The following is a 21,186-nucleotide window of genomic DNA, read 5'->3' on the forward strand; positions in this document are numbered from 1 at the left end:
TCCGGGGGGTGGTGGGGGTGGGGTTGTCCGGTGGGCGGACGGGCCGGACTACACCGTGCGGCGTTTCAGGGTTGCCGCGCCCAGCGTCAGGACCAGGAGGGCGACCGCCGCGACGACCGTGACGTCGCGGACGAAGGCCGTCGTGAGGTCGGCGTGGTGGAGGACCTCGTTCATGCCGTCGACGGCGTAGGACATGGGGAGGACGTCGGAGATCGCCTCCAGGACCGGGTGCATGGCGTCGCGCGGGGTGAAGAGGCCGCACAGCAGCAGCTGCGGGAAGATCACCGCCGGCATGAACTGCACCGCCTGGAACTCCGACGCCGCGAACGCCGACACGAACAGGCCGAGGGCGGTGCCGAGGAGCGCGTCGAGAAGGGCGACCAGGAGCAGCAGCCAGGGGCTGCCGATGACGTCGAGGTCCAGGAACCACACCGCGAGACCGGTCGCGAGGGCCGACTGGACGACCGCGACGGCGCCGAAGGCGAGGGCGTAGCCGGCGATCAGGTCGCCCTTGCCGAGAGGCATGGCGAGCAGGCGTTCCAGGGTGCCGGAGGTGCGTTCGCGCAGGGTGGCGATCGACGTGACCAGGAACATCGTGATCAGCGGGAAGATGCCGAGCAGCGAGGCGCCGATGGTGTCGAAGGTGCGGGCGCTGCCGTCGAAGACGTAGCGGAGCAGGAACAGCATCACGCACGGGACGAGGATCATCAGCGCGATGGTGCGCGGGTCGTGGCGGAGCTGGCGCAGCACCCGGGCTGCGGTGGCGAAGGTGCGCGGCAGGCTGAGGGCGCTCGTGGCGGTCATCGGGTGGACTCCTTGGTACGGGTTGCCGCGGCGGCCTCGTCGACCAGGCGGAGGAACGCGGTCTCGACGGTGTCGGCGCCGGTGCGGGTGCGCAGGGCCTCGGGCGCGCCCTCGGCGAGGACCTCGCCCGCGCGCATGAGGAGCAGCTGGTCGCAGCGCTCGGCCTCGTCCATCACATGGGAGGAGACGAGGAGGGTGGCGCCGCGCTCGGCGGCGAGGCCGTGGAAGAGCCGCCACAGGTCGCGGCGGAGTACGGGGTCCAGGCCGACGGTGGGTTCGTCGAGGACCAGCAGCTCGGGCGTGCCGAGAAGGGCGACGGCGAGGGAGACGCGGCTGCGCTGGCCGCCGGAGAGGGCGCCGGCGAGGGAGTCGGCGTGACCGGTGAGGTCGACGTCGGCTATGGCCCGGGTGACGTTGTCGTGGCGGCGGTCGGCGGCTGCCCGGCCCGGGTCGAGGACCGCGGCGAAGTAGTCGAGGTTCTGGCGGACGGTCAGGTCGTCGTAGACGGACGGGGCCTGGGTGACGTAGCCGATGCGGGTGCGCAGGGAGGGGTGGCCGGCGGGGCGGCCGAGGACGTCGAGGGTGCCGCTGACCTTGGCCTGGGTGCCGACGACGGCGCGCATCAGCGTGGACTTGCCGCAGCCGGAGGGGCCGAGGAGGCCGGTGATGCGGCCGCGCGGGACGGTGAAGCCGAGGCCGCGCAGCACGGTGCGGGAGCCCCGGACGACGGTGAGGTCCTGGGCGTGCACGGCCGGCTCCTCCGGGGGCCGGGAGGAGTAATTCATCATGTGATGAATACTCCTCCCGGCGGCGCGGACGCGTCAAGCAGCCGGCCGCTTGGAGGCGAGGAGGAGGACGACGTCGTACGTCTCCTCGACGATCCCGTCCGGGAAGGCCTCGAGGACGTGGCGGCGCTCCTCGGCGAGGAAGGCGGCGGTGCGGTCGGGGCTCTGGACGAGGAAGAGGGAGTGGCTGCCGATGTTGGCCAGGTGGGCGTCCACGGGGACGCGGCGGCTCCAGCGGACGGCGCGGCGCGTGAAGTCCAGCCGGCCCGAGGGGTCGGCGGTCGCGGCGTCGATGTCGTTCTTCTCGCGGGAGAAGTCCCGCCCGAAGTGCCGGCCGGCCCGGGCGGACGCCTCGGCGATCCACGGCACGTCGTCGGCGCTGGTGTTCCACCACAGGGCGAGGGCGCCGCCGGGGCGCAGCACCCGCAGGGCCTCGGGGACGGAGCGGGCGGGGTCGGTCCAGTGCCAGGACTGGGCGTAGGTGATCAGGTCGGCGCTGCCGGCGGCGAGGGGGAGGGCGTTGCCGTCGCCGCGGACGACCGGTGTGCCGGGGAGGCGGCGGCGGAACTCCCCCGCCATGCCCTCGCCCGGCTCGACGGCGACGACGTGCGCGCCGCGCTCGAGCAGGCGGGCGGTGGCCATCCCGGTCCCGGCGCCGACGTCCGCCACCCGGGAGCCCGCGAGCGGGCGGCCGGTGAGGTCCTCGATCGCGTCGAACAGGGCGGGCGGATAGGTGGGGCGGTGGTCCGCGTACTGCGCGGCGACCGCGTTGAAGGAGTGGGCTCGGGCGGTGTGGGTGACCTGGTCGGCCCCGGATGTCGTCATACGGCCATGGTCGCCGTGGGACGGGGCGGGGACGCGGCCTTTTTCCCGAAGTCGGGCCGGGACGCGGGTCAGGCGTCGCGGCGGCGCTTGCGCGCGGGGTTGCCGGAGCGGCGGGTGATGCGGCGGTCGTACTCCTCACGGGCCTGCTCGTACTCGGCGCGGTGCAGCTTCTCGCCGGGGGCCTCGGTGAGGGACCGGAAGAAGTAGGCCAGGAGCGAGCCGACGAACCCGATGGACAGCAGTCCGCGCAGGGACGACTGGCGGTCGGGGTCGGGGCGGGTGGAGAAGGAGGACCAGGTGTGCCCGAAGGCGAGGGCGCTGCAGACCGCGAACATCACGACGACGAGCAGCGAGACGAAGCCGCCGACGGCGGCGATCTGGAGCCCCTGGTAGGCGAACCGCAGCGCGAAGCAGGCGGCGGCAGCGGCGGCCAGCGACCCGACGGCGACACCGGCGCGACGGGCGGCATAGCCGCCGGAGTGGTCGACCCAGGTCGTCCCGAAGAAGCGGAGGGGTTCGGGCCGGGGGCCGGCGGGGGTGGCCGGGGTGCCGTCCGTGCGGTTGTCTTCTGCGCTCACGGGTCGATTGTCACCCCTCGCCCGCGGGAGTGCGGGAGCCCCCCGCCCCACTCGGTCGTGTGACGGAGGGCTCCCCGAGGCGGTCCTAGCAGCGGGGGGCGACGTACCCGTCACTGCCGGTGCGGATGTAGGCGTCCGAGACGTACTGGCCGTTGCCGATGTTGTCCCAGATGTTCGAGGTGCCGTACGGGCCCGTGACCCAGGTGCCCGGCGTCTGGCAGCTGATCCGGACCTGGGCCCCCTCCGACAGGACGCGGACGACGGCGTAACCGGTGCCGGGTCCACTGCGGACGTTCAGCCGGTACCCGGGTGCCACCGGATAGGACGTCGCGAGCGCGGCCGCCGTGGCCGTCACCCCCTGGGCGGCCTCGGCATCCGGAACCGTCCCTGCGGTCGCGTCCCCGCCCGTGACGCCGATGGTCTGCTCGACAGACATGGATGAACCTCCCCCGTCGCGCCCCACGACTGTCGTGGGGCCACGTTGATTCCCGTGATGTCGCTCATGAAACACCACTTCGCATTTCGCACAGAAGGACGGGCACGCCGCAGCTGTCCCGCACACACCATCGACTAGGCTCCGAGCGGCGCGCGCGCGAACGAGAAGCACGGGGGTGGTTCCATGACGCCGCAGCGGAACACCGGAACGGGTGCGGAAGCGGAACTTCCTGAATACGCCGGTCACTACCGTCTGGAGTCCTGCCTGGGCGCCGGGGGCATGGGCGTCGTGCATCTGGCCCGCAGCCCTTCCGGCATGCGGGTCGCGGTCAAGGTCGTCCACGCCCGCTACGCCATGGATCCCGAGTTCAGGGGGCGTTTCCGGCAGGAGGTGGCCGCCGCGCGACGGGTGAGCGGGGCCTTCACCGCGCCCGTCGTCGACGCCGACCCCGATGGCGACCGCCCGTGGATGGCCACCCTCTACATCCCCGGTCCGACGCTGTCCGAGCAGGTGAACCGGAACGGCCCCATGGACCCGGACCAGTCGCGTCGCCTGATGGCCGGGCTCGCCGAGGCGCTGCGGGACATCCACCGGGTCGGCGTCGTGCACCGGGACCTGAAGCCGAGCAACGTGCTGCTCGCCGACGACGGTCCCAAGGTCATCGACTTCGGCATCTCCCGCCCCCGGGACAGCGAACTGCGCACCGAGACCGGCAAATTGATCGGTACACCGCCGTTCATGGCGCCCGAGCAGTTCCGCAGCCCCCGTGAGGTGGGCCCCGCCGCCGACATGTTCGCGCTCGGGTCGCTCATGGTGCACGCGACGACGGGGCGCGGTCCCTTCGACTCCGACAGCCCGTACGTCGTCGCCTATCAGGTCGTCCACGACGAGCCCGACCTGACGGGGGTGCCGCAGTCCCTCGCGTCGCTGGTACGGCGGTGTCTGGCCAAGGAACCCGACGACCGGCCCACTCCCGACGAACTGATGCGGGACCTGCGGTCGGTGTCGGCGACGTACGACACGCAGGTCTTCGTGCCGGCGCAGCGGACGCCAGAAGCGCGGGAGTCGTCCGAGGGTCGGGAGACGTCCGACGCACCCCCGGCGTCCGGCGTACGGGACGAAGCCGCAGCCGCGGCCACGACGGACGCACCCGCCAAGCGGTTTTCACGGCGCCCGGGCCGGCGGGCGGCCCTGGTGGCCGGAGTGCTGTGTGTGGCCGTGCTCGGCGGGTTCGCCGCGCTCCAGGCGTACGACGACACGACACCGCCGCGCCGGACCGCCGCGGCGCAGAGCACGCCGGCCGGATCGGCCGCCTGGGAGACGGTGCCCGCCTCCGAGGACAGCGGCGTGCCCCAGTGCGCGTACGGAGCCGGGAAGCTGCTGTGCGCGGTGCCCGGTCTGGTGTTCGCCCTCGATCCGGCCGACGGCCGCACCGTGTGGCAGCGCGACGTCGCCCCGGGCACCACGCGGAGCGAACCGCCCGTCCTGTCCGCCGGTCTGCTCCAGCCTTCCCTCGACCGGATCGGCGACCTCGAGGCACTCGACCCGGCCACCGGCGACCCCGTGTGGCAGCAGGACGACACGCCCGACTACCAGGGGGTGCGGGCGGTGGGCGACACCCTGCTGCTGACCCGCGCCGACGGCACGGTCACGGGCGTGGACAGCGCATCGGGCGACATCGAGTGGTCCCGCCGGGTCCCCGGTCACGCCGTGCCCTACTTCACCTCCTTCGACGGAGAGGAGGACCCAGCGGCCTACGCGGTGACCACGTCCGACGGCGGGAGCACGACCCGTGTCACAGCGGTCGACCCGGCGACGGGGGACGTGCGGTGGGACGTGGAGCTCGAGGGGTCGATGACGCCCGCGGGAACCGCCGGCGGGCACGTGTTCCTCCTCGCCGGCGGAGGCACGTACGGGGACACCGCTGCCGTGGTCCGGTACACGCCCGGCACCGTCGGCACACAGCGGGTCGCGCTGCCCGTGCCGGTCTCGGATGCGAAGGCCGGCGTGCGGGGCGACACCGTGTACCTCATGGGGGCGGGCGGCTCGCTCGTCGCCGTCGACATGACCGCCGGCGAACAGCTGTGGCGGCTGGAGACGGGGATCAGCCGCGGCTCGGTGCCCGCCGCCGACGGACGGCACGTGTACGTCTCCGCGCCCGACGGACGCCTGCTCGGTGTCGACGCCGGCACGGGCAAGCTCCTCGGGCAGACCCGGCCGCGGCTCGGGCCGGACTCCGACCGGATCCCCGGGACACTTGCCGCGCCTCTCCTCGCGGGGGGCCGCGTCGTCGCGGGCGCCCCCGACGGCACCGTCTTCGCCGTGGACGCGGACGACCCCGCCTCCTGGTGACAGGAAGCGGGGTCGTGCAGGGGCCTCAGCCCAGCTTGCTCACGTCCCGCACCGCGCCCTTGTCCGCGCTCGTCGCCATCGCCGCGTAGGCCCGCAGGGCCGCGGAGACCTTGCGGTCGCGGTTCTTCGGGGCGTAGCGGCCGGCGAGGGCATCCTCGCGGCGGGACAGTTCCGCGTCGTCGACCAGCAGCTCGATGGAGCGGTTCGGGATGTCGATGCGGATGCGGTCGCCGTCCTCGACCAGGGCGATCGTGCCGCCGGAGGCCGCCTCGGGGGAGGCGTGGCCGATGGAGAGGCCGGAGGTGCCGCCGGAGAAGCGGCCGTCGGTGACGAGGGCGCAGGCCTTACCGAGGCCGCGGCTCTTCAGGTACGACGTCGGGTACAGCATCTCCTGCATGCCGGGGCCGCCCTTGGGACCCTCGTAGCGGATGACGACGACGTCGCCCTCCTTCACCTGCTGGGTGAGGATCTTCCGCACGGCGTCCTCCTGCGACTCGCAGACGACCGCCGGGCCCTCGAAGGTCCAGATGGACTCGTCGACGCCGGCCGTCTTGACGACGCAGCCGTCGACGGCGAGGTTGCCGCGCAGCACCGCGAGGCCGCCGTCTTTGGAGTAGGCGTGCTCGGCGGAGCGGATGCAGCCGCCCTCGGCGTCCTCGTCGAGGGTGTCCCAGCGCTCGGACTGGGAGAACGCCTCGGCGGAGCGCTTGCAGCCGGGGGCCGCGTGCCACAGCTCGACCGCCTCCGGGGAGGGGGAGCCGGCGCGGATGTCCCAGGTCTTCAGCCAGTCCGCGAGGGACGGGCTGTGGACGGCGTGGACGTCCTCGTTGAGCAGGCCGGCGCGGTGGAGCTCGCCGAGCAGGGCGGGGATGCCGCCCGCGCGGTGCACGTCCTCCATGTAGTACGTGCGGTCCTTGGCGACGTTCGGGGCGACCTTCGCCAGGCACGGCACGCGGCGGGAGAGGGCGTCGATCTCGGTGAGGCCGAACGGCACCTCCGCCTCCTGGGCGGCGGCCAGCAGGTGCAGGATCGTGTTGGTGGAGCCGCCCATGGCGATGTCCAGCGCCATCGCGTTCTCGAACGCCTGGAAGGTGGCGATGTTGCGAGGCAGGACCGTCTCGTCGTCCTGCTCGTAGTAGCGGCGGGTGAGGTCCATGACCGTCTCGGCCGCGCGGACGTACAGGTCCTTGCGGGCGGTGTGGGTGGCGAGGACCGAGCCGTTGCCGGGGAGGGAGAGGCCGATGGCCTCGGTCAGGCAGTTCATCGAGTTGGCGGTGAACATGCCGGAACAGGAGCCGCAGGTGGGGCAGGCGTTCTCCTCGATGCGGAGGACGTCCGCGTCGGACACCTTGTCGTTGGCGGCCTCGACCATCGCGTCGATCAGGTCCAGCGTGCGGACCGTGCCGTCGACCAGGGTGGCCCGGCCGGACTCCATGGGGCCGCCGGAGACGAAGACGGTCGGGATGTTCAGCCGCAGCGCGGCGTTGAGCATGCCCGGGGTGATCTTGTCGCAGTTGGAGATGCAGATCAGGGCGTCGGCGCAGTGGGCCTCGACCATGTACTCCACGCTGTCCGCGATCAGGTCGCGGGAGGGCAGCGAGTAGAGCATGCCGCCGTGGCCCATCGCGATGCCGTCGTCGACGGCGATGGTGTTGAACTCGCGCGGGATGCCGCCGGCCGCGACGACCGCCTCGCTGACGATCCGGCCGACCGGCGCGAGGTGGGTGTGGCCGGGGACGAACTCGGTGAAGCTGTTGGCGACCGCGATGATCGGCTTCCGGCCGATGTCCGCACCGGGTACACCGGAGGCGCGCATAAGGGCGCGGGCGCCCGCCATGTTGCGGCCGTGGGTGACTGTGCGGGACCTCAGCTCGGGCATCGTCGCTCGCTCCTTCAGACCTTCGGGGAGTCTCCGCCAGAGAGTTCTGACTGCATCGAGCGTACGCCGGTCATCCAGAGGGCGGGACAAGGTGTCCGGAATACGGGACGCGTGTCTCAGGCGGTCCGTGCTCAAGGCCCGGTGAGGTGGCCCTGTACGACGGGGGCGACCCGCCGGACGATGTCCTCGGGGTCCGCGGAGGCGAGCGGCTCGACCCGGATCACGTACCGGATCATCGCGATGCCGACGAGCTGGGCGGCGGCCAGCTCGGCCCGCAGTTCCGCGTCAGGCCGGTCGAGCTGTCCGGCGATCCGGCGCAGCAGCTGGCCGGCGACGAGGCGGCGGAAGACGGCGGCCGCGGCGTCGTTGTTGACGGCGGAGCGGACGATCGCGAGCAGCGGGGCGCGTGTGACCGGGTTCTCCCACAGACCGATGATCATGCGGGTCATCCGCTCGCCCACCTCGTCGGGCGGCCCCTCGAGCACCGAGTCCCGCTGGTCGAGCACCGGTCCGAAGGCGACCTCGACGGCGGCCTCGAAGACGCGCTCCTTGGTGCCGAAGTAGTGGTGCACGAGGGCGGAGTCCACCCCGGCCGCCTTGGCGATGCCCCGGACGGACGTCTTCTCGTAGCCCCGCGCGGAGAACTGCTCGCGGGCGGCGTCGAGGATGCGGTCGCGGGTGCCGGCCGACTCCGGGGCCGGGGGGCGGCCTCGGCGCCGGGGGGCGCCGGTCCCGTCCGGGCCGGCGCTCGCGGTGACGCCGTTCATCGCCTAGGCACCCGGAGGGAGGAGGGGGTCGACAGGGAGGAAGGGGAGGACGCCGAGGCGAGGTGGAGGCGGGTGAAGGCGAGGGCCTCCGCCAGGTCGGCCTCACGTTCGGCGCTGGACATGGCGCGCCGGGTGTTGACCTCGATCACGACATGACCGTCGAAGCCGCTGCGCGCCAGCCCTTCCAGGACCTCGGCGCACGGCTGGTCGCCGCGGCCGGGCACCAGGTGCTCGTCCTTGGCGGAGCCCCGGCCGTCGGCCAGGTGCACGTGCCCCAGCCGGTCGCCCATGCGCTCGACCATCGCGAGGGTGTCCGTGCGGGAGGTGGAGGCGTGGCTCAGGTCGATCGTGAAGTGGCGGTAGTCCTCCTTGGTCACGTCCCAGTCGGGGGCGTAGGCCAGCATTTCGCGGTCGCGGTAGCGCCACGGGTACATGTTCTCCACGGCGAACCGCACGTCGGTCTCGTCCGCCATCCGCCAGATGCCCTCCACGAAGTCGCGGGCGTACTGCCGCTGCCAGCGGAACGGCGGGTGGACGACGACCGTCGACGCGCCGAGCTTCTCGGCGGCGGCCCGGGCCCGCTGGAGCTTGGTCCAGGGGTCGGTGGACCACACGCGCTGCGTGATCAGCAGACAGGGCGCGTGGACGGCGAGGACGGGGATGCGGTGGTAGTCGCTGAGCCTGCGGAGGGCCTCGATGTCCTGGCTGACCGGGTCCGTCCAGACCATCACCTCGACGCCGTCGTACCCGAGGCGCGCGGCGATCTCGAAGGCCGTCGCCGTCGACTCCGGGTACACGGAGGCCGTGGACAGGGCGACCTTCGCATCCGGGATGCGGACTACGTCCCTTGCTTCTGCCACGAGCCTCAGGTTACGGGGTGGGGTGGGGGCGGTGCGGGGTACCGCCCGGCCGTTGTGGTGTTTGCCATAGCGGGCGGTGGCGCCTTCGGGGCCGGGTCGCCTCGTGGGTCAGGCCGGGCCCATGTGGTCGAGGCGGCGGAGTATGACGCCCTCCCGCAGCGCCCAGGGACAGATCTCCAGCCGCTCCACGCCGAACAGGTCCATGGCGCCCTCGGCGACCATCGCCCCGGCGAGCAGCTGGCCCGCGCGGGCCTCGGACACGCCCGGCAGCTCGGCCCGCTCGGCCTCGGTCATCCCGGCCAGCCGCGGCACCCACGCCTCCAGCGACTCGCGCTTCAGCTCCCGCTGCACGTACAGGCCCTCGGCGGAGCCCGGGGCGCCCGCGAGCCGGGCGAGCTGTTTAAAGGTCTTGGAGGTGGCCACCACGTGGTCCGGGGCGCCGAACCGGCTGAAGTCGCCGACCGAGCGCGCTATCTCCGTACGCACATGGCGGCGCAGCGCGCGGACGTCCTCGGCCTCGGGCGGGTCGCCGGGCAGCCACCCGGCGGTGAGGCGGCCCGCGCCGAGCGGGAGCGACACCGCGGCGTCGGGCTCCTCGTCCATGCCGTAGGCGATCTCCAGGGAGCCGCCGCCGATGTCGATGACGAGCAGCTTCCCGGAGGACCAGCCGAACCAGCGGCGGGCGGCGAGGAAGGTGAGCTTCGCCTCCTCCTCGCCGCTGAGCACCTGGAGTTCGACGCCGGTCTCCTCGCGGACGCGGCCGAGGACGTCGTCGGCGTTGCGGGCGTCGCGGACCGCGGAGGTCGCGAACGGCAGCAGCTCCTCCACGCCCTTGTCCTCTGCGGCCTGGAGCGCCTCGTGCACGACCGACACCAGCCGGTCGATGCCCTCGGGGCCGATCGATCCGTCGTCGGCGAGGAGCTGGGCGAGGCGCAGTTCGGCCTTGTGCGAGTGCGCGGGCAGCGGCCGCGCGCCGGGGTGGGCGTCGACCACCAGCAGATGCACCGTGTTCGAACCCACGTCGAGAACACCGAGTCTCATGTACGAAACGCTACTGCCCGCAGCACGCCGTGATGCCCGCTTCCCGACGGCCGGACCGGTGCCGGGGCGGGCGCGCGGCGACTTACCCTGGACGAGTGCCAAAGACGAAAAAGGCGAAGGACGAGAAGACGGACAAAACGGCCAGGAAGGAAAAGCGGGCCGGGCTGGCCGGGGATCCTTCGCGGGCGCCGGCGCCGCGGCCGGGGCCTGCCGACGACGAGCAGGGCCTCGACTTCGCCCGCGCTTGGGTGGAATTTCCTGATCCGGCGGACGACGAGCAGGTCTTCCGCTGCGATCTGACATGGCTCACCTCGCGGTGGAACTGCATCTTCGGCAGCGGCTGCCAGGGCATCCAGGCGGGCCGCGCGGACGACGGGTGCTGCACCCTGGGTGCCCACTTCTCCGACGAGGACGACGAGAAGCGCGTCGCCGAGCATGTGGCGCGTCTCACACCGGACATCTGGCAGCACCACGCGGAGGGCACCCGCAACGGGTGGATCTCCGAGGACGAGGACGGCGAGCGGCAGACGCGCCCCTTCCAGGGCTCGTGCATCTTCCAGAACCGTCCGGGCTTCAAGGGCGGCATGGGGTGCTCGCTGCACATCCTCGCCCTCAAGGAGGGCCGCGAGCCGCTGGAGACCAAGCCGGACGTCTGCTGGCAGCTCCCGGTCCGGCGCACGTACGACTGGATCGACCGGCCCGACGACACGCGGGTGCTCCAGGTGTCGATCGGCGAGTACGACCGGCGCGGCTGGGGCCCCGGCGGCCACGACCTGCACTGGTGGTGCACCTCGGCGACCTCGGCGCACGGCGCGGGTGAGCCGGTGTACGTCTCCTACCGCGCGGAGCTGACCGAGCTGATGGGCAAGGCCGGGTACGAACGGCTGGTCGAGCTGTGCGAGGAGCGGCTGGCGTCGCAGCTGCCGCTGCTGGCGCCGCACCCGGCGGACCCGTCCTGACGGGTCGCTTCCGGTGTCATCGGCGCCCGTCCCCCGAGTGAGGGGGCGGGCGCCTTTTCGCGTCTTCCGGGTTCTGCCTGCTTGCCTTTCTACGACGTGCCCGGGTCCGGGCTGCCCGGGTCGGCGGGCGTGGAGTCGCTCGGCTCCGGGGGTTCGGGGTCCGAGGGCGACGGGTCGGTGGGGGACGGATCGGCCGGGGTCGGATCGGCCGGGGCGGGGTCGTCCGTCGAGGGCTCCGGGTCCGGGTCCGAGGAGGACGGCGGGCCGGTGGGCGTGGGGTCCGAGGGCGACGGCGTCGTGGGGTCCGGGTGCGAGGGAGACGGGGGCGGGCCGGCCGGGGCCGACGGGGAGCCGGTGACCGGGCCGGCCGGGGCGGGGCCGTACCCCTCGATGGACACCACCGAGCCCGCCGGGGAGATCGCCACCGTGGCCCGCCAGTGTCCGGACGGCTCGCGCAGCTGGTCGACGTGGACCCGGACGGTCACCGACTCGCCCGGGGCCAGCGTGCCGGAGGACCGGTTCAGGTAGAGCCAGGAGGCGCCGGTGGACGCGGACCAGCGGACCGGTCCGTCACCCCGCGCGGTCAGGGTGATCAGCGTGGTGTCGCCGCTGCGGGCGGCCGTGACGCCGAGGACGGCGGCGCCCCTGTGCCCGGCGCCGGCGACCTCGACGACCTCCACGGACACGTCCGGTGCGCCGTCGGCGCCGAAGCGGGTCCCGGGGCGGGGCTCGGCGTTGCCGGCGTTCTCGTAGCCGGCGCCCCCCTCACCGTCGAAGTCCACGGTGCCGTCCTCGCGGGCGGAGGACGGACCGCCGCCCACGCCCTCGCCCACCGGGGTGCCCCGGTAGGCCGCCCACAGGGCCAGCACGGGCGCGGCGACGACCGTGGCGACGACGGTCGTCGTGACGGCACGCGCGCGGAGGCGGTCGCGGCGGGCGGCCCGGTCCTTGGGGTCCATGGGGAAGCCGCGCCGGTCGAAGCGGGGCGCGCCGCCGTGCACACGGGGGTGGTGCGCGAGGGCGGTGCGCAGGGCGCCGGTGGGCGCCGGCACGAGCGGCAGGGCGTCCGGGGTGACGCTGGTGCCGGGCCACCGGCCCGGGACGGCCCGCTCGGCGGTACGGCGGCAGCGCGGGCAGTCGTCGACATGGCGGACGAGTTCGCGGCGCAGTGTGCTGCCGAGCACCATGCCCTGGTCGCCGGTGAGGTGCGCCACGCCCGGGCAGGCGCCGGTCTCCACGACGGCGAGGGCGGCGCGGGTGCGTTCCACCTCGCAGGCCGCGGTGGCGAGCAGTTCGCGCGCCGCGGCCGGGGCCATGCCGAGCACGGCGGCGACCTCGTGGGCGGCGAGACGGTGCCGGACGGCGAGTTCGAGCGCCTCGCGCTGCTCCGGGCTGGTCCCGGCGGCCTCCGGCCAGGCGAGCGCGGCCAGTTCGCGGCGGCGCCGCTCCTGCTCCTCGGGGGGCGCGGCGGGGGCGTCCTGGTGTCCCGCGGAGGCACGCTGCCCGCCGGAGCGGCCGCCGGCGTGCGCGGCCTGACGCTTCCGCCTGGCCTCGGCGAGCTTGCGCAGACACGCCCAGCGGGCGAGGGCGTACAGCCACGCGCGGAGGCTGCCGAGTTCGTCCGGGACGTGCCGGTCGCGGCGCTCCGCGAGGTGGAGCGCGTCGGCCAGGGCGGCGGTGGCCGCGTCGTGGTCGCACAGGACGGACAGGCAGTAGGTGAACAGACCGTCCACGTGCGGTTCGTAGCGGGCGGCCGGCCGCCGGTCCGGCGTGCGCGCGGCCGCTCGGTCGCGCGCTTCCCGGTGCGTCCGGTGGGTTCCGGTCGTACGGGTGGACGTACGGGTCGAGGTGTCCGGGCCGCTGCTCGTCATTCGGCGACCGTAGGGGCCGGGGGGCGACGCCTTCCGGCGCCGTGCGCACTTTTAATCCGTACGGGTGAAACGATCCCTCAATCCGGGGACAGGAACCTTTCCCCGCCCCGTGAGCGGCCACGACGCGGGGCGCCCGGCCTCCGGTGGTGACCGGCGCGATCCCCCGCGGCCGGGGAGCGGCGGGGCGGGGGCGGACCCCCGGTGTCGGAGGGGGCCGCTACCTTTTGGGCATGGCTGCCCGTACCAAGACCTCCAAGGACCGTCCGTCCTACCGCTGCACCGAGTGCGGATGGCAGACGGCCAAGTGGCTCGGGCGGTGTCCCGAGTGCCAGGCCTGGGGGACGGTCGAGGAGTACGGTGCGGCGCCCGCCGTGCGGACGACCGCGCCGGGCCGGGTCACCACCTCCGCGCTGCCCATCGGGCAGGTCGACGGGCGGCAGGCCACCGCCCGCTCCACGGGCGTGCCCGAGCTGGACCGGGTGCTCGGCGGCGGGCTGGTGCCCGGAGCGGTGGTGCTGGTCGCGGGCGAGCCGGGTGTGGGCAAGTCCACGCTGCTGCTGGACGTCGCCGCCAAGTCCGCGAGCGACGAGCACCGCACCCTGTACGTCACGGGTGAGGAGTCGGCGAGTCAGGTCCGGCTGCGCGCCGACCGTATCCACGCCATCGACGACCACCTCTATCTCGCCGCCGAGACGGATCTGTCGGCCGTCCTCGGCCACTTGGACGCGGTGAAGCCGTCGCTGCTGATCCTGGACTCGGTGCAGACGGTCGCCTCCCCCGAGATCGACGGCGCGCCGGGCGGCATGGCCCAGGTGCGCGAGGTGGCGGGCGCGCTGATCCGCGCCTCCAAGGAGCGCGGGATGTCCACGCTCCTCGTGGGACATGTCACCAAGGACGGCGCCATCGCGGGCCCGCGCCTCCTGGAGCACCTGGTGGACGTGGTGCTGCACTTCGAGGGCGACCGGCACGCCCGCCTGCGTCTGGTCCGCGGCGTCAAGAACCGCTACGGCACGACCGACGAGGTCGGCTGCTTCGAACTGCACGACGAGGGCATCACGGGCCTCGCGGACCCGAGCGGACTTTTCCTGACCCGTCGTGACGAACCGGTCCCGGGCACCTGTCTGACCGTCACCCTTGAGGGCCGCCGTCCGCTGGTCGCCGAGGTGCAGGCGCTCACCGTGGACTCGCAGATCCCCTCCCCCCGGCGGACCACCTCCGGCCTGGAGACCTCCCGCGTCTCGATGATGCTGGCCGTACTGGAACAGCGCGGCCGGATCAGCGCCTTGGGCAAAAGGGACATCTACTCCGCGACGGTCGGCGGCGTGAAGCTCTCCGAGCCGGCCGCGGACCTGGCCGTCGCGCTCGCCCTGGCGTCCGCCGCGAGTGACACCCCGCTGCCGAAGAACCTCGTCGCGATCGGCGAAGTGGGCCTCGCGGGCGAGGTGAGACGCGTCACGGGCGTGCAGCGCAGGCTCGCCGAGGCGCACCGCCTGGGCTTCACGCACGCCCTGGTGCCGGGCGATCCGGGCAAGGTTCCGGCGGGCATGAAGGTTCTGGAAGTGGCGGACATAGGGGACGCGCTGCGGGTCCTTCCCCGCTCCCGTCGGCGAGAGGCCCCACGGGAGCCGGAGGACCGCCGGTAGACTTTGCCCAGGTCTCGCCCGTCCGTACGAAGCGCGGGGGCGCCCAGAACCTGCGACCGGAGGAGTGCAGTGGCAGCCAACGACCGGGCAGCAGCTCCCGGAAAGTCCGGTGGGAGTGCCGGTTCCGATGGCCTGATGCGCGCCTCGCTGAGCGCTGTGGCGCCCGGCACCGCCCTGCGTGACGGCCTGGAGCGCGTGCTCCGCGGCAACACGGGCGGGCTCATCGTGCTCGGCTCGGACAAGACCGTCGAGGCGCTGTGCAGCGGCGGCTTCGTGCTGGACGTGGAGTTCACCGCGACCCGGCTGCGCGAGCTGTGCAAGCTGGACGGCGGCATCGTGCTGTCCTCGGACCTGTCGAAGATCCTGCGGGCCGGCGTGCAGCTGGTCCCGGACCCGACGATCCCCACCGAGGAGACGGGCACCCGTCACCGCACCGCCGACCGTGTCTCCAAGCAGGTCGGCTTCCCCGTGGTCTCCGTCTCCCAGTCGATGCGGCTGATCGCGCTGTACGTCGACGGGCAGCGCCGCGTCCTGGAGGACTCGGCGGCGATCCTCTCCCGCGCCAACCAGGCGCTGGCGACCCTGGAGCGGTACAAGCTCCGCCTCGACGAGGTCGCGGGCACGCTGTCCGCGCTGGAGATCGAGGACCTGGTGACGGTCCGGGACGTCTCCGCGGTCGCGCAGCGCCTCGAGATGGTGCGCCGCATCGCCACCGAAATCGCCGAATACGTGGTCGAACTGGGCACCGACGGCCGTCTTCTCGCGCTCCAGCTGGACGAGTTGATCGCGGGCGTGGAGCCGGAGCGCGAACTGGTCGTACGGGACTACGTCCCCGAGCCGACCGCGAAGCGCTCCCGCACGGTCGACGAGGCGCTGCACGAGCTGAACGTCCTCACGCACGCGGAGCTGCTGGAGCTGCCGACGGTGGCACGGGCACTGGGGTACACCGGCTCCCCGGAGACCCTGGACTCGGCGGTGTCGCCGCGCGGCTTCCGTCTGCTGGCGAAGGTGCCGCGCCTCCCCGGCGCGATCATCGACCGCCTGGTGGAGCACTTCGGCGGACTGCAGAAGCTGCTCGCCGCGAGCGTGGACGACCTCCAGACGGTGGACGGCGTCGGCGAGGCCCGAGCCCGAAGCGTCCGCGAGGGCCTCTCCCGCCTGGCGGAGAGCAGCATCCTCGAACGCTACGTGTAGGAAAGCCCCCAGGGGCGCGGGGAACTGCGCGCCGAACCCCCACCGGCCCGCCCCCGAGGGGCGCGGGGAACTGCGCGACCGACCCCCACCGGCCCGCAGCTGAAGGCGACCTCGAGAACCCCTAGTCGGCCTTCAGCACGAACGACGTCCGCACCTTCTCGAACCCAGGCGCCTTGGCCTCGACCAAGTACGTCCCCGGTTTCGCCGCCCCCGCCTTGGGCGTCGCACACTCCGGCGCGCTCGGCTTGCGATCCCACTTCACGGTGTACGTGATGCTGTCCCCCGCCGGCACCCGGAACGCCAGACTCCGCGCCTCCTTGGGGCAGTCGTCGGACGCCCAGAACGTGTCGTCGTCCGTCGCCCGGGACACCGTCAGCACCGTCCGCTCAGGACCGAGATCGATCTTGCAGTCCGCCCCCGACGTGTTCCGCGCCGTGAGCAGGAACGCCGGCGTCTCCGTCGGCCCGTACGTGTTGCGCTCGCTGCGCAGACTGAAACGGACTGCGCTCGCCGAGCAGTTGGGCAGTCCGGACCCCGATCCGGCCGGCAGCGCGTCCCCCGCGCCGACCCCCGCGGACGTACCGCCCTCGGAACCACCACCGGCGCTGCCGCCACCGCCCGATCCGTCCGCGCCTCCGGCACCCGCGGAGTCCGCCGGATCGCCGTCGCCGCCCTCGCCGTCGGAGCCGGAACCGGACGATCCGGCGGAGTCGCCGGAGCCGTCGCCGGACCCCTCCGACCCGCCGTCGCCCGTCTCGTCCCGTCCGCCCGGCGCCTGACTGATCGCAGGGCCGGAACCGGACGGTCCGGGGGTGATGGAGGGCGCGGGATTCTTGCCGTTGGCCCCGTTGTTCGAGCCGTTGCCGTTCCCATCGGCGGAGACCACGACCCAGGTGATCACCAACGCCAACAGGGCGAGCACGGACAGCAGTACGGCCCTCCGACGCCAGTAGATGGAGGAGGGAAGCGGCCCGACCGGATTGCGCAGAGATCCCACGGCGCAAACTGTACGAGAGATCCGAGCGTTCGCTTGTCCCACCCGCCGCTCAGCACGCAACTTTTCCGGATCATCATCCCGGTAACCGGCCGCCCACCCCTGTCTTTCGCCAGGTACGGCACACGACGATCGCGGGGTGTGACCGTTCCGGCCGTTCCCTTACGGTCGGTGATCAAGGACTGTGCGGACAGCGGGCCATGCCGTGACATCACCGACCACGCACACGGCGCTGCCACACCCGAGCGTTCGCGATCGCGGTCCTTGCACTCCTGGCCACGGCTGTGGCGTGCGTCTGCGGCGAGGTCCTCTACTCGTCACGTTCTCAAGGGTGTTCGTGGGCGTGCACCACCCGCACGGAGCGCGCACGCCGAACCGGTCCAGGACCGCGCGCGGCCGGTCGCTCCTTCGGTCAACGCCCGTGCCACACAGCCGCCTTCGGAGACGGTGAGAGCGGAGACGTTCAGCCGGCCCCCGGAACGACGCGGAACTCCGCCCGTCCGAGGTCCCGTTGCCCGCCGGTGCTCGGGACGACGTCCTCGGCGGCCAAGCGGCCGCCGTGGTTCGAAGCAGCGCCGGTCGCGGTCGACGGAGACGAACCTGCCGCCGCTCGCACGCAGCGGCGGCAGTCGGCTCTTCGCCGCGGCGGCCCCCAGCGCTGTCGCCACCCGGCGGCCGGCGCGGACGAAGGGCGCGGAGGGCGCACGGGACGGCGCCGAAGGCCTGCCCACCCGCTCGAGGACGCACCCCCGCACCCGGTCGCCCCCCGTGCGGGGGGGGGCGCGACGGCCGCGGTGTCCCGCACGCATCTTCCCGCCGGCGCCCCCCATGCCCCCCTCCCCCGTGCGGCCGCACGCACGGGACCCCGCTCGGGGAACGAAGGGCTCTTCCCCGTGGCGCTCGGCCGTCCACGCGGCCCGGCGTGGCAGGATCGACGGGTCATGACTGCTCCCACGAAGCCCCCGTACGGCACCGCCGCCGATTCCGTGTCCGAGCGTGCTCCCGGTGAGCCGCTGCACTCCCCCGTCATCGACTGGTTCGACGAGCACGCCCGGGACCTTCCGTGGCGGCGCCCGGAGGCCGGCGCGTGGGGGGTGATGGTCAGTGAGTTCATGCTGCAGCAGACCCCGGTCAACCGGGTGCTGCCCGTCTACGAGCAGTGGATGGCCCGGTGGCCTCGCCCCGCCGACCTCGCCGCCGAGGCGCCCGGCGAGGCCGTCCGCGCCTGGGGCCGGCTCGGCTACCCACGCCGCGCCCTGCGGCTGCACGGAGCCGCCGTGGCCATAACGGAACGGCACGGCGGCGACGTACCGTCCGAGCACGCCCAGCTGCTCGCGCTGCCCGGCATCGGCGAGTACACCGCCGCGGCCGTGGCGTCGTTCGCCTACGGGCAGCGGCACGCGGTGCTGGACACCAACGTCCGCCGGGTGTTCGCCCGCGCGGTCAGCGGCACGCAGTACCCGCCGAACGCCACCACCGCCGCCGAGCGCCGGCTCGCCCGGGCGCTGCTGCCGGAGGACGCGGCCACGGCCGCCCGGTGGGCCGCCGCCTCCATGGAGCTGGGCGCGCTGGTGTGCACGGCGAAGAACGAGGCGTGCCACCGCTGCCCGATCGCCGCGCAGTGCGCGTGGCGGCTGGCGGGGAAGCCGGCGCACGACGGGCCGCCGCGCCGCGGGCAGACGTATGCGGGCACCGACCGCCAGGTCCGCGGCCGGCTCCTCGCGGTGCTGCGGGAGGCGCACGGGCCGGTGCCGCAGGCGGCGCTGGACCGGGTGTGGCACGAGCCGGTGCAGCGCGCCCGCGCGCTGGACGGGCTGGTGTCGGACGGCCTGGTGGAGCCGATGCCGGGCGGCCTGTACCGGCTGCCGCTGAGCTGACACCGGGCCCTCGCCGGTCACACGGTTCACGCCCGTCACACCGCGCATGACGGGCGTACCGCCGCATACCCGCACCGAACACCTCACCGCTTCGTCCCGTTCGTCCCTCCGTTACACAACCGACGGACACCCGAGGGCTGCCCGCAGGGTGCTCCGCACAGTGCCGTGACAACGCCTCCGTAGTTTCGATCGCGTGCTCGACCGGAGCACGACGAGACGGAACACGAGCGGTACGGCCGGCCCGCGGGGGCGGGCCGGAACGGGGACCGGAAGGCGGTACACCATGGCGAAGGGCGAGGTGCTCGAGTTCGAGGAGTACGTCCGCACCCGGCAGGACGCGCTGCTGCGCAGCGCCCGGCGCCTGGTCCCGGATCCCGTCGAGGCGCAGGACCTGCTGCAGACCGCGCTGGTGCGCACGTACGGCCGCTGGGAGACCATCGAGGACAAGCGGCTGGCCGACGCCTATCTGCGCCGCGTCATGATCAACACGCGGACGGAGTGGTGGCGGGCGCGCAAGCTGGAGGAGGTGCCCACCGAGCAGCTCCCCGAGTCGCGTGTGGAGGACGCCACCGAGCAGTACGCGGACCGCGCCCTGCTGATGGACGTGCTGAAGGTCCTCGCCCCGAAGCAGCGCAGCGTCGTGGTGCTGCGACACTGGGAGCAGATGTCCACGGACGAGACGGCCGCCGCACTCGGCATGTCGGCCGGAACGGTCAAGAGCACGCTGCACCGGGCGCTGGCCCGGCTCCGCGAGGAGCTGGAGTCCCGCGAGTCGGACGCACGCGCGCTGGAGCGTGAGGAGCGGGAGCGTTGCGCGGCCTGACCGGCGCGGGGCCCGAACGGGCCCGGTCCACCGCCCGGACGGCGAGTACGGCGACGGCCGTGCTCGCCGCCGCTGTGCTGTTCGGGACCGGATGCGGCGCGAGCGGCACCGGCGCCCGGGACGAGGGTCCGGCGCGTGTGGACGGCGGGGCCGGCCCGGCCGCACCCGCCACCGCGTCCTCGCCGACGCCCGACCGCGTGGACGCCGTACTGCTGATCCTGAAGGATCCGGCCGTGTCGGACGAGGTGAAGCGGGAGCTGAAGCCCTGCGTCGCCGACGAGTACCCGGTGGACGTCAGCTACGGCAACCTCACGGGCGAGGCCCGCGACGACGTCGTCGTCAACGTGCTGACCTGCGGAGACGCCGTCGGCATCGGTGCGTACGTGTACCGGCACCAGGGCGACGGCTACGTCAACGTGTTCAGCGCGGAGGAGCCGCCGGTCTACGCCGAGATCGACCGCGGGGACCTGGTGGTGACCAAGCAGGTCTACGGCCGCGGCGACCCGGTGTCGAGCCCGTCCGGCGAGGTCGTGATCACGTACCGCTGGATCTCGGGCCGGTTCGACGAGAGGTACCGCACGCACAACGAGTACGGGCCGGTCGCCGGCGCGGTGCCGACACCGGCGCCGGAAGGCTGAGACACGGCTCACAGCGGGAACCGCCGGCGGGCCTGCGCACGATGAAGGGGTGAACCCGTCGCGCGGCCCGTGCGTCCCGTGGGGTGGGCACAGACACGAGGACCGGGCGGGCGCGGGGGCGGGCCCGGTCCGGGACCACACGAGAACTGAGAGCAGCGGGATGGCAGACCAGACCCATGTCCTGTTCGTCGAGGACGACGACGTCATCCGTGAGGCCACCCAGCTCACGCTGGAACGGGACGGCTTCGCGGTCACCGCGAAGCCCGACGGTCTGTCGGGTCTGGAGGCGTTCCGCGCCGACCGGCCGGACATCGCGCTCCTCGACGTCATGGTGCCCGGCCTGGACGGCGTCAGCCTGTGCCGGCGGATACGGGACGAGTCGACCGTGCCGGTGATCATGCTGTCGGCGCGGGCGGACGCCATCGACGTGGTGCTGGGCCTGGAGGCGGGCGCCGACGACTACGTGACCAAGCCGTTCGACGGCGCGGTCCTGGTCGCCCGGATCCGCGCGGTGCTGCGCCGCTTCGAGCGGGCGGGCGGCGCGGGCGCGGGGCAGGACGACGCGGACGGCGGGCCCGTGCTGGCCTTCGGCGAGCTGGAGATCGACACCGAGGGCATGGAGGTGCGCAAGGCCGGGCAGCCGGTCGCGCTCACCCCGACCGAGATGCGGCTGCTGCTGGAGTTCTCCGCGGCGCCGGGCACCGTCCTCAGCCGCGACAAGCTGCTGGAGCGGGTGTGGGAGTACGGCTGGGGCGGCGACACCCGGGTGGTCGACGTCCATGTGCAGCGGCTGCGCGCGAAGATCGGCCAGGACCGGATCGAGACGGTCCGCGGTTTCGGCTACAAGCTGAAGGCCTGAG

At 73.5% G+C, this 21,186-nt stretch carries 19 protein-coding genes; 8 read left to right on the plus strand and 11 right to left on the minus strand.

What is annotated here, in order from left to right:
• Positions 1 to 48 precede the first annotated feature (48 nt).
• The 5 genes from ELQ39_RS13595 to ELQ39_RS13615 all read right to left on the minus strand — a co-directional run bounded on the left by ELQ39_RS13595 (position 49) and on the right by ELQ39_RS13615 (position 3,428).
• Positions 49 to 804, minus strand: a complete 756-nt coding sequence (locus ELQ39_RS13595) for an ABC transporter permease (RefSeq protein ID WP_190004811.1) — start codon at positions 802 to 804, stop codon at positions 49 to 51.
• A complete protein-coding gene (locus ELQ39_RS13600) occupies positions 801 to 1,592 on the minus strand; it encodes an ABC transporter ATP-binding protein (protein ID WP_242592033.1) in 792 nt (263 codons plus the stop codon). The genes ELQ39_RS13595 and ELQ39_RS13600 overlap by 4 nt, the downstream gene beginning before the upstream one ends.
• A 33-nt stretch (positions 1,593 to 1,625) precedes the next feature.
• Positions 1,626 to 2,414, minus strand: coding sequence for a class I SAM-dependent methyltransferase (locus tag ELQ39_RS13605; RefSeq protein ID WP_242592034.1), 789 nt, complete (start codon positions 2,412 to 2,414; stop codon positions 1,626 to 1,628).
• Between the two features lie 68 nt (positions 2,415 to 2,482).
• Complete coding sequence (locus tag ELQ39_RS13610; protein WP_190004808.1) at positions 2,483 to 2,992, minus strand: EamA/RhaT family transporter; 510 nt, start codon at positions 2,990 to 2,992, stop codon at positions 2,483 to 2,485.
• An 85-nt stretch (positions 2,993 to 3,077) separates the two neighbouring features.
• Entirely contained in the window at positions 3,078 to 3,428 is a 351-nt protein-coding gene (locus ELQ39_RS13615) for an SH3 domain-containing protein (RefSeq protein WP_242592035.1), read from the minus strand.
• Positions 3,429 to 3,611: 183 nt separating this feature from the next.
• On the opposite strand from ELQ39_RS13615, the gene ELQ39_RS13620 reads away from it, so the two are divergent.
• A complete protein-coding gene (locus ELQ39_RS13620; RefSeq protein WP_242592036.1) occupies positions 3,612 to 5,780 on the plus strand; it encodes an outer membrane protein assembly factor BamB family protein in 2,169 nt (722 codons plus the stop codon).
• A gap of 25 nt (positions 5,781 to 5,805) precedes the next feature.
• On the opposite strand, the gene ilvD is transcribed toward ELQ39_RS13620, so the two are convergent.
• From ilvD to ELQ39_RS13640, 4 genes are all read right to left on the minus strand, one after another.
• Positions 5,806 to 7,659, minus strand: a complete 1,854-nt coding sequence (ilvD, locus tag ELQ39_RS13625; RefSeq protein WP_242592037.1) for a dihydroxy-acid dehydratase — start codon at positions 7,657 to 7,659, stop codon at positions 5,806 to 5,808.
• 131 nt (positions 7,660 to 7,790) lie between these two features.
• The gene (locus ELQ39_RS13630) at positions 7,791 to 8,426 is read right to left on the minus strand and encodes a TetR/AcrR family transcriptional regulator (protein ID WP_190004804.1); all 636 of its coding nucleotides are present in this window, start codon (positions 8,424 to 8,426) and stop codon (positions 7,791 to 7,793) included.
• Complete coding sequence (locus tag ELQ39_RS13635) at positions 8,423 to 9,286, minus strand: sugar phosphate isomerase/epimerase family protein (RefSeq protein WP_242592038.1); 864 nt, start codon at positions 9,284 to 9,286, stop codon at positions 8,423 to 8,425. Before ELQ39_RS13635 ends, ELQ39_RS13630 begins: the two co-directional genes overlap by 4 nt.
• A gap of 108 nt (positions 9,287 to 9,394) precedes the next feature.
• Positions 9,395 to 10,327, minus strand: a complete 933-nt coding sequence (locus ELQ39_RS13640; protein WP_190004802.1) for a Ppx/GppA phosphatase family protein — start codon at positions 10,325 to 10,327, stop codon at positions 9,395 to 9,397.
• A gap of 95 nt (positions 10,328 to 10,422) precedes the next feature.
• Here ELQ39_RS13640 and ELQ39_RS13645 point away from each other — a divergent pair, with 95 nt between their 5' ends.
• Positions 10,423 to 11,286, plus strand: a complete 864-nt coding sequence (locus ELQ39_RS13645; RefSeq protein WP_242592039.1) for a DUF1631 domain-containing protein — start codon at positions 10,423 to 10,425, stop codon at positions 11,284 to 11,286.
• Positions 11,287 to 11,375: 89 nt separating this feature from the next.
• On the opposite strand, the gene ELQ39_RS13650 is transcribed toward ELQ39_RS13645, so the two are convergent.
• A complete protein-coding gene (locus ELQ39_RS13650; RefSeq protein WP_242592040.1) occupies positions 11,376 to 13,157 on the minus strand; it encodes a BACON domain-containing protein in 1,782 nt (593 codons plus the stop codon).
• Between the two features lie 230 nt (positions 13,158 to 13,387).
• Between ELQ39_RS13650 and radA the strand changes: the two genes are divergently transcribed.
• Complete coding sequence (radA, locus tag ELQ39_RS13655; protein WP_190004799.1) at positions 13,388 to 14,800, plus strand: DNA repair protein RadA; 1,413 nt, start codon at positions 13,388 to 13,390, stop codon at positions 14,798 to 14,800.
• A 69-nt stretch (positions 14,801 to 14,869) separates the two neighbouring features.
• Complete coding sequence (gene disA, locus ELQ39_RS13660; RefSeq protein WP_026244092.1) at positions 14,870 to 15,994, plus strand: DNA integrity scanning diadenylate cyclase DisA; 1,125 nt, start codon at positions 14,870 to 14,872, stop codon at positions 15,992 to 15,994.
• 121 nt (positions 15,995 to 16,115) lie between these two features.
• Here the strand turns inward: disA and ELQ39_RS13665 are convergent, their stop codons facing one another.
• Positions 16,116 to 16,991, minus strand: coding sequence for a hypothetical protein (locus ELQ39_RS13665; protein WP_242592041.1), 876 nt, complete (start codon positions 16,989 to 16,991; stop codon positions 16,116 to 16,118).
• A gap of 938 nt (positions 16,992 to 17,929) precedes the next feature.
• On the opposite strand from ELQ39_RS13665, the gene ELQ39_RS13670 reads away from it, so the two are divergent.
• From ELQ39_RS13670 to cseB, 4 genes are all read left to right on the plus strand, one after another.
• Positions 17,930 to 18,865, plus strand: coding sequence for an A/G-specific adenine glycosylase (locus ELQ39_RS13670; RefSeq protein WP_225625489.1), 936 nt, complete (start codon positions 17,930 to 17,932; stop codon positions 18,863 to 18,865).
• Between the two features lie 283 nt (positions 18,866 to 19,148).
• Positions 19,149 to 19,688: a SigE family RNA polymerase sigma factor gene (locus ELQ39_RS13675; RefSeq protein WP_190004796.1), complete on the plus strand. Its 540-nt coding sequence runs from the start codon at positions 19,149 to 19,151 to the stop codon at positions 19,686 to 19,688.
• On the plus strand, positions 19,676 to 20,326 hold the full coding sequence (locus ELQ39_RS13680) for a hypothetical protein (RefSeq protein WP_242592042.1): 651 nt from the start codon (positions 19,676 to 19,678) through the stop codon (positions 20,324 to 20,326). The genes ELQ39_RS13675 and ELQ39_RS13680 overlap by 13 nt, the downstream gene beginning before the upstream one ends.
• Before the next feature lie 160 nt (positions 20,327 to 20,486).
• Positions 20,487 to 21,185, plus strand: coding sequence for a two-component system response regulator CseB (gene cseB, locus ELQ39_RS13685; protein ID WP_048459555.1), 699 nt, complete (start codon positions 20,487 to 20,489; stop codon positions 21,183 to 21,185).
• Position 21,186 lies beyond the last annotated feature (1 nt).

Origin of the sequence: Streptomyces sp. GB4-14, from assembly GCF_022696125.1 — a bacterium.
GTDB classification, from domain to species: domain Bacteria; phylum Actinomycetota; class Actinomycetes; order Streptomycetales; family Streptomycetaceae; genus Streptomyces; species Streptomyces werraensis.

Excerpts from the sequence above, each read along its gene's own strand:
- ELQ39_RS13595 (WP_190004811.1), bottom strand. The coding sequence starts at position 804 with ATGACCGCCACGAGCGCCCTCAGCCTGCCGCGCACCTTCGCCACCGCA.
- ELQ39_RS13600 (WP_242592033.1), bottom strand. The coding sequence starts at position 1,592 with ATGATGAATTACTCCTCCCGGCCCCCGGAGGAGCCGGCCGTGCACGCC.
- ELQ39_RS13605 (WP_242592034.1), bottom strand. The coding sequence starts at position 2,414 with ATGACGACATCCGGGGCCGACCAGGTCACCCACACCGCCCGAGCCCAC.
- ELQ39_RS13615 (WP_242592035.1), bottom strand. The coding sequence starts at position 3,428 with ATGTCTGTCGAGCAGACCATCGGCGTCACGGGCGGGGACGCGACCGCA.
- ELQ39_RS13620 (WP_242592036.1), top strand. The coding sequence starts at position 3,612 with ATGACGCCGCAGCGGAACACCGGAACGGGTGCGGAAGCGGAACTTCCT.
- ilvD (WP_242592037.1), bottom strand. The coding sequence starts at position 7,659 with ATGCCCGAGCTGAGGTCCCGCACAGTCACCCACGGCCGCAACATGGCG.
- ELQ39_RS13630 (WP_190004804.1), bottom strand. The coding sequence starts at position 8,426 with ATGAACGGCGTCACCGCGAGCGCCGGCCCGGACGGGACCGGCGCCCCC.
- ELQ39_RS13640 (WP_190004802.1), bottom strand. The coding sequence starts at position 10,327 with ATGAGACTCGGTGTTCTCGACGTGGGTTCGAACACGGTGCATCTGCTG.
- ELQ39_RS13650 (WP_242592040.1), bottom strand. The coding sequence starts at position 13,157 with ATGACGAGCAGCGGCCCGGACACCTCGACCCGTACGTCCACCCGTACG.
- radA (WP_190004799.1), top strand. The coding sequence starts at position 13,388 with ATGGCTGCCCGTACCAAGACCTCCAAGGACCGTCCGTCCTACCGCTGC.
- ELQ39_RS13670 (WP_225625489.1), top strand. The coding sequence starts at position 17,930 with ATGACTGCTCCCACGAAGCCCCCGTACGGCACCGCCGCCGATTCCGTG.
- ELQ39_RS13675 (WP_190004796.1), top strand. The coding sequence starts at position 19,149 with ATGGCGAAGGGCGAGGTGCTCGAGTTCGAGGAGTACGTCCGCACCCGG.
- cseB (WP_048459555.1), top strand. The coding sequence starts at position 20,487 with ATGGCAGACCAGACCCATGTCCTGTTCGTCGAGGACGACGACGTCATC.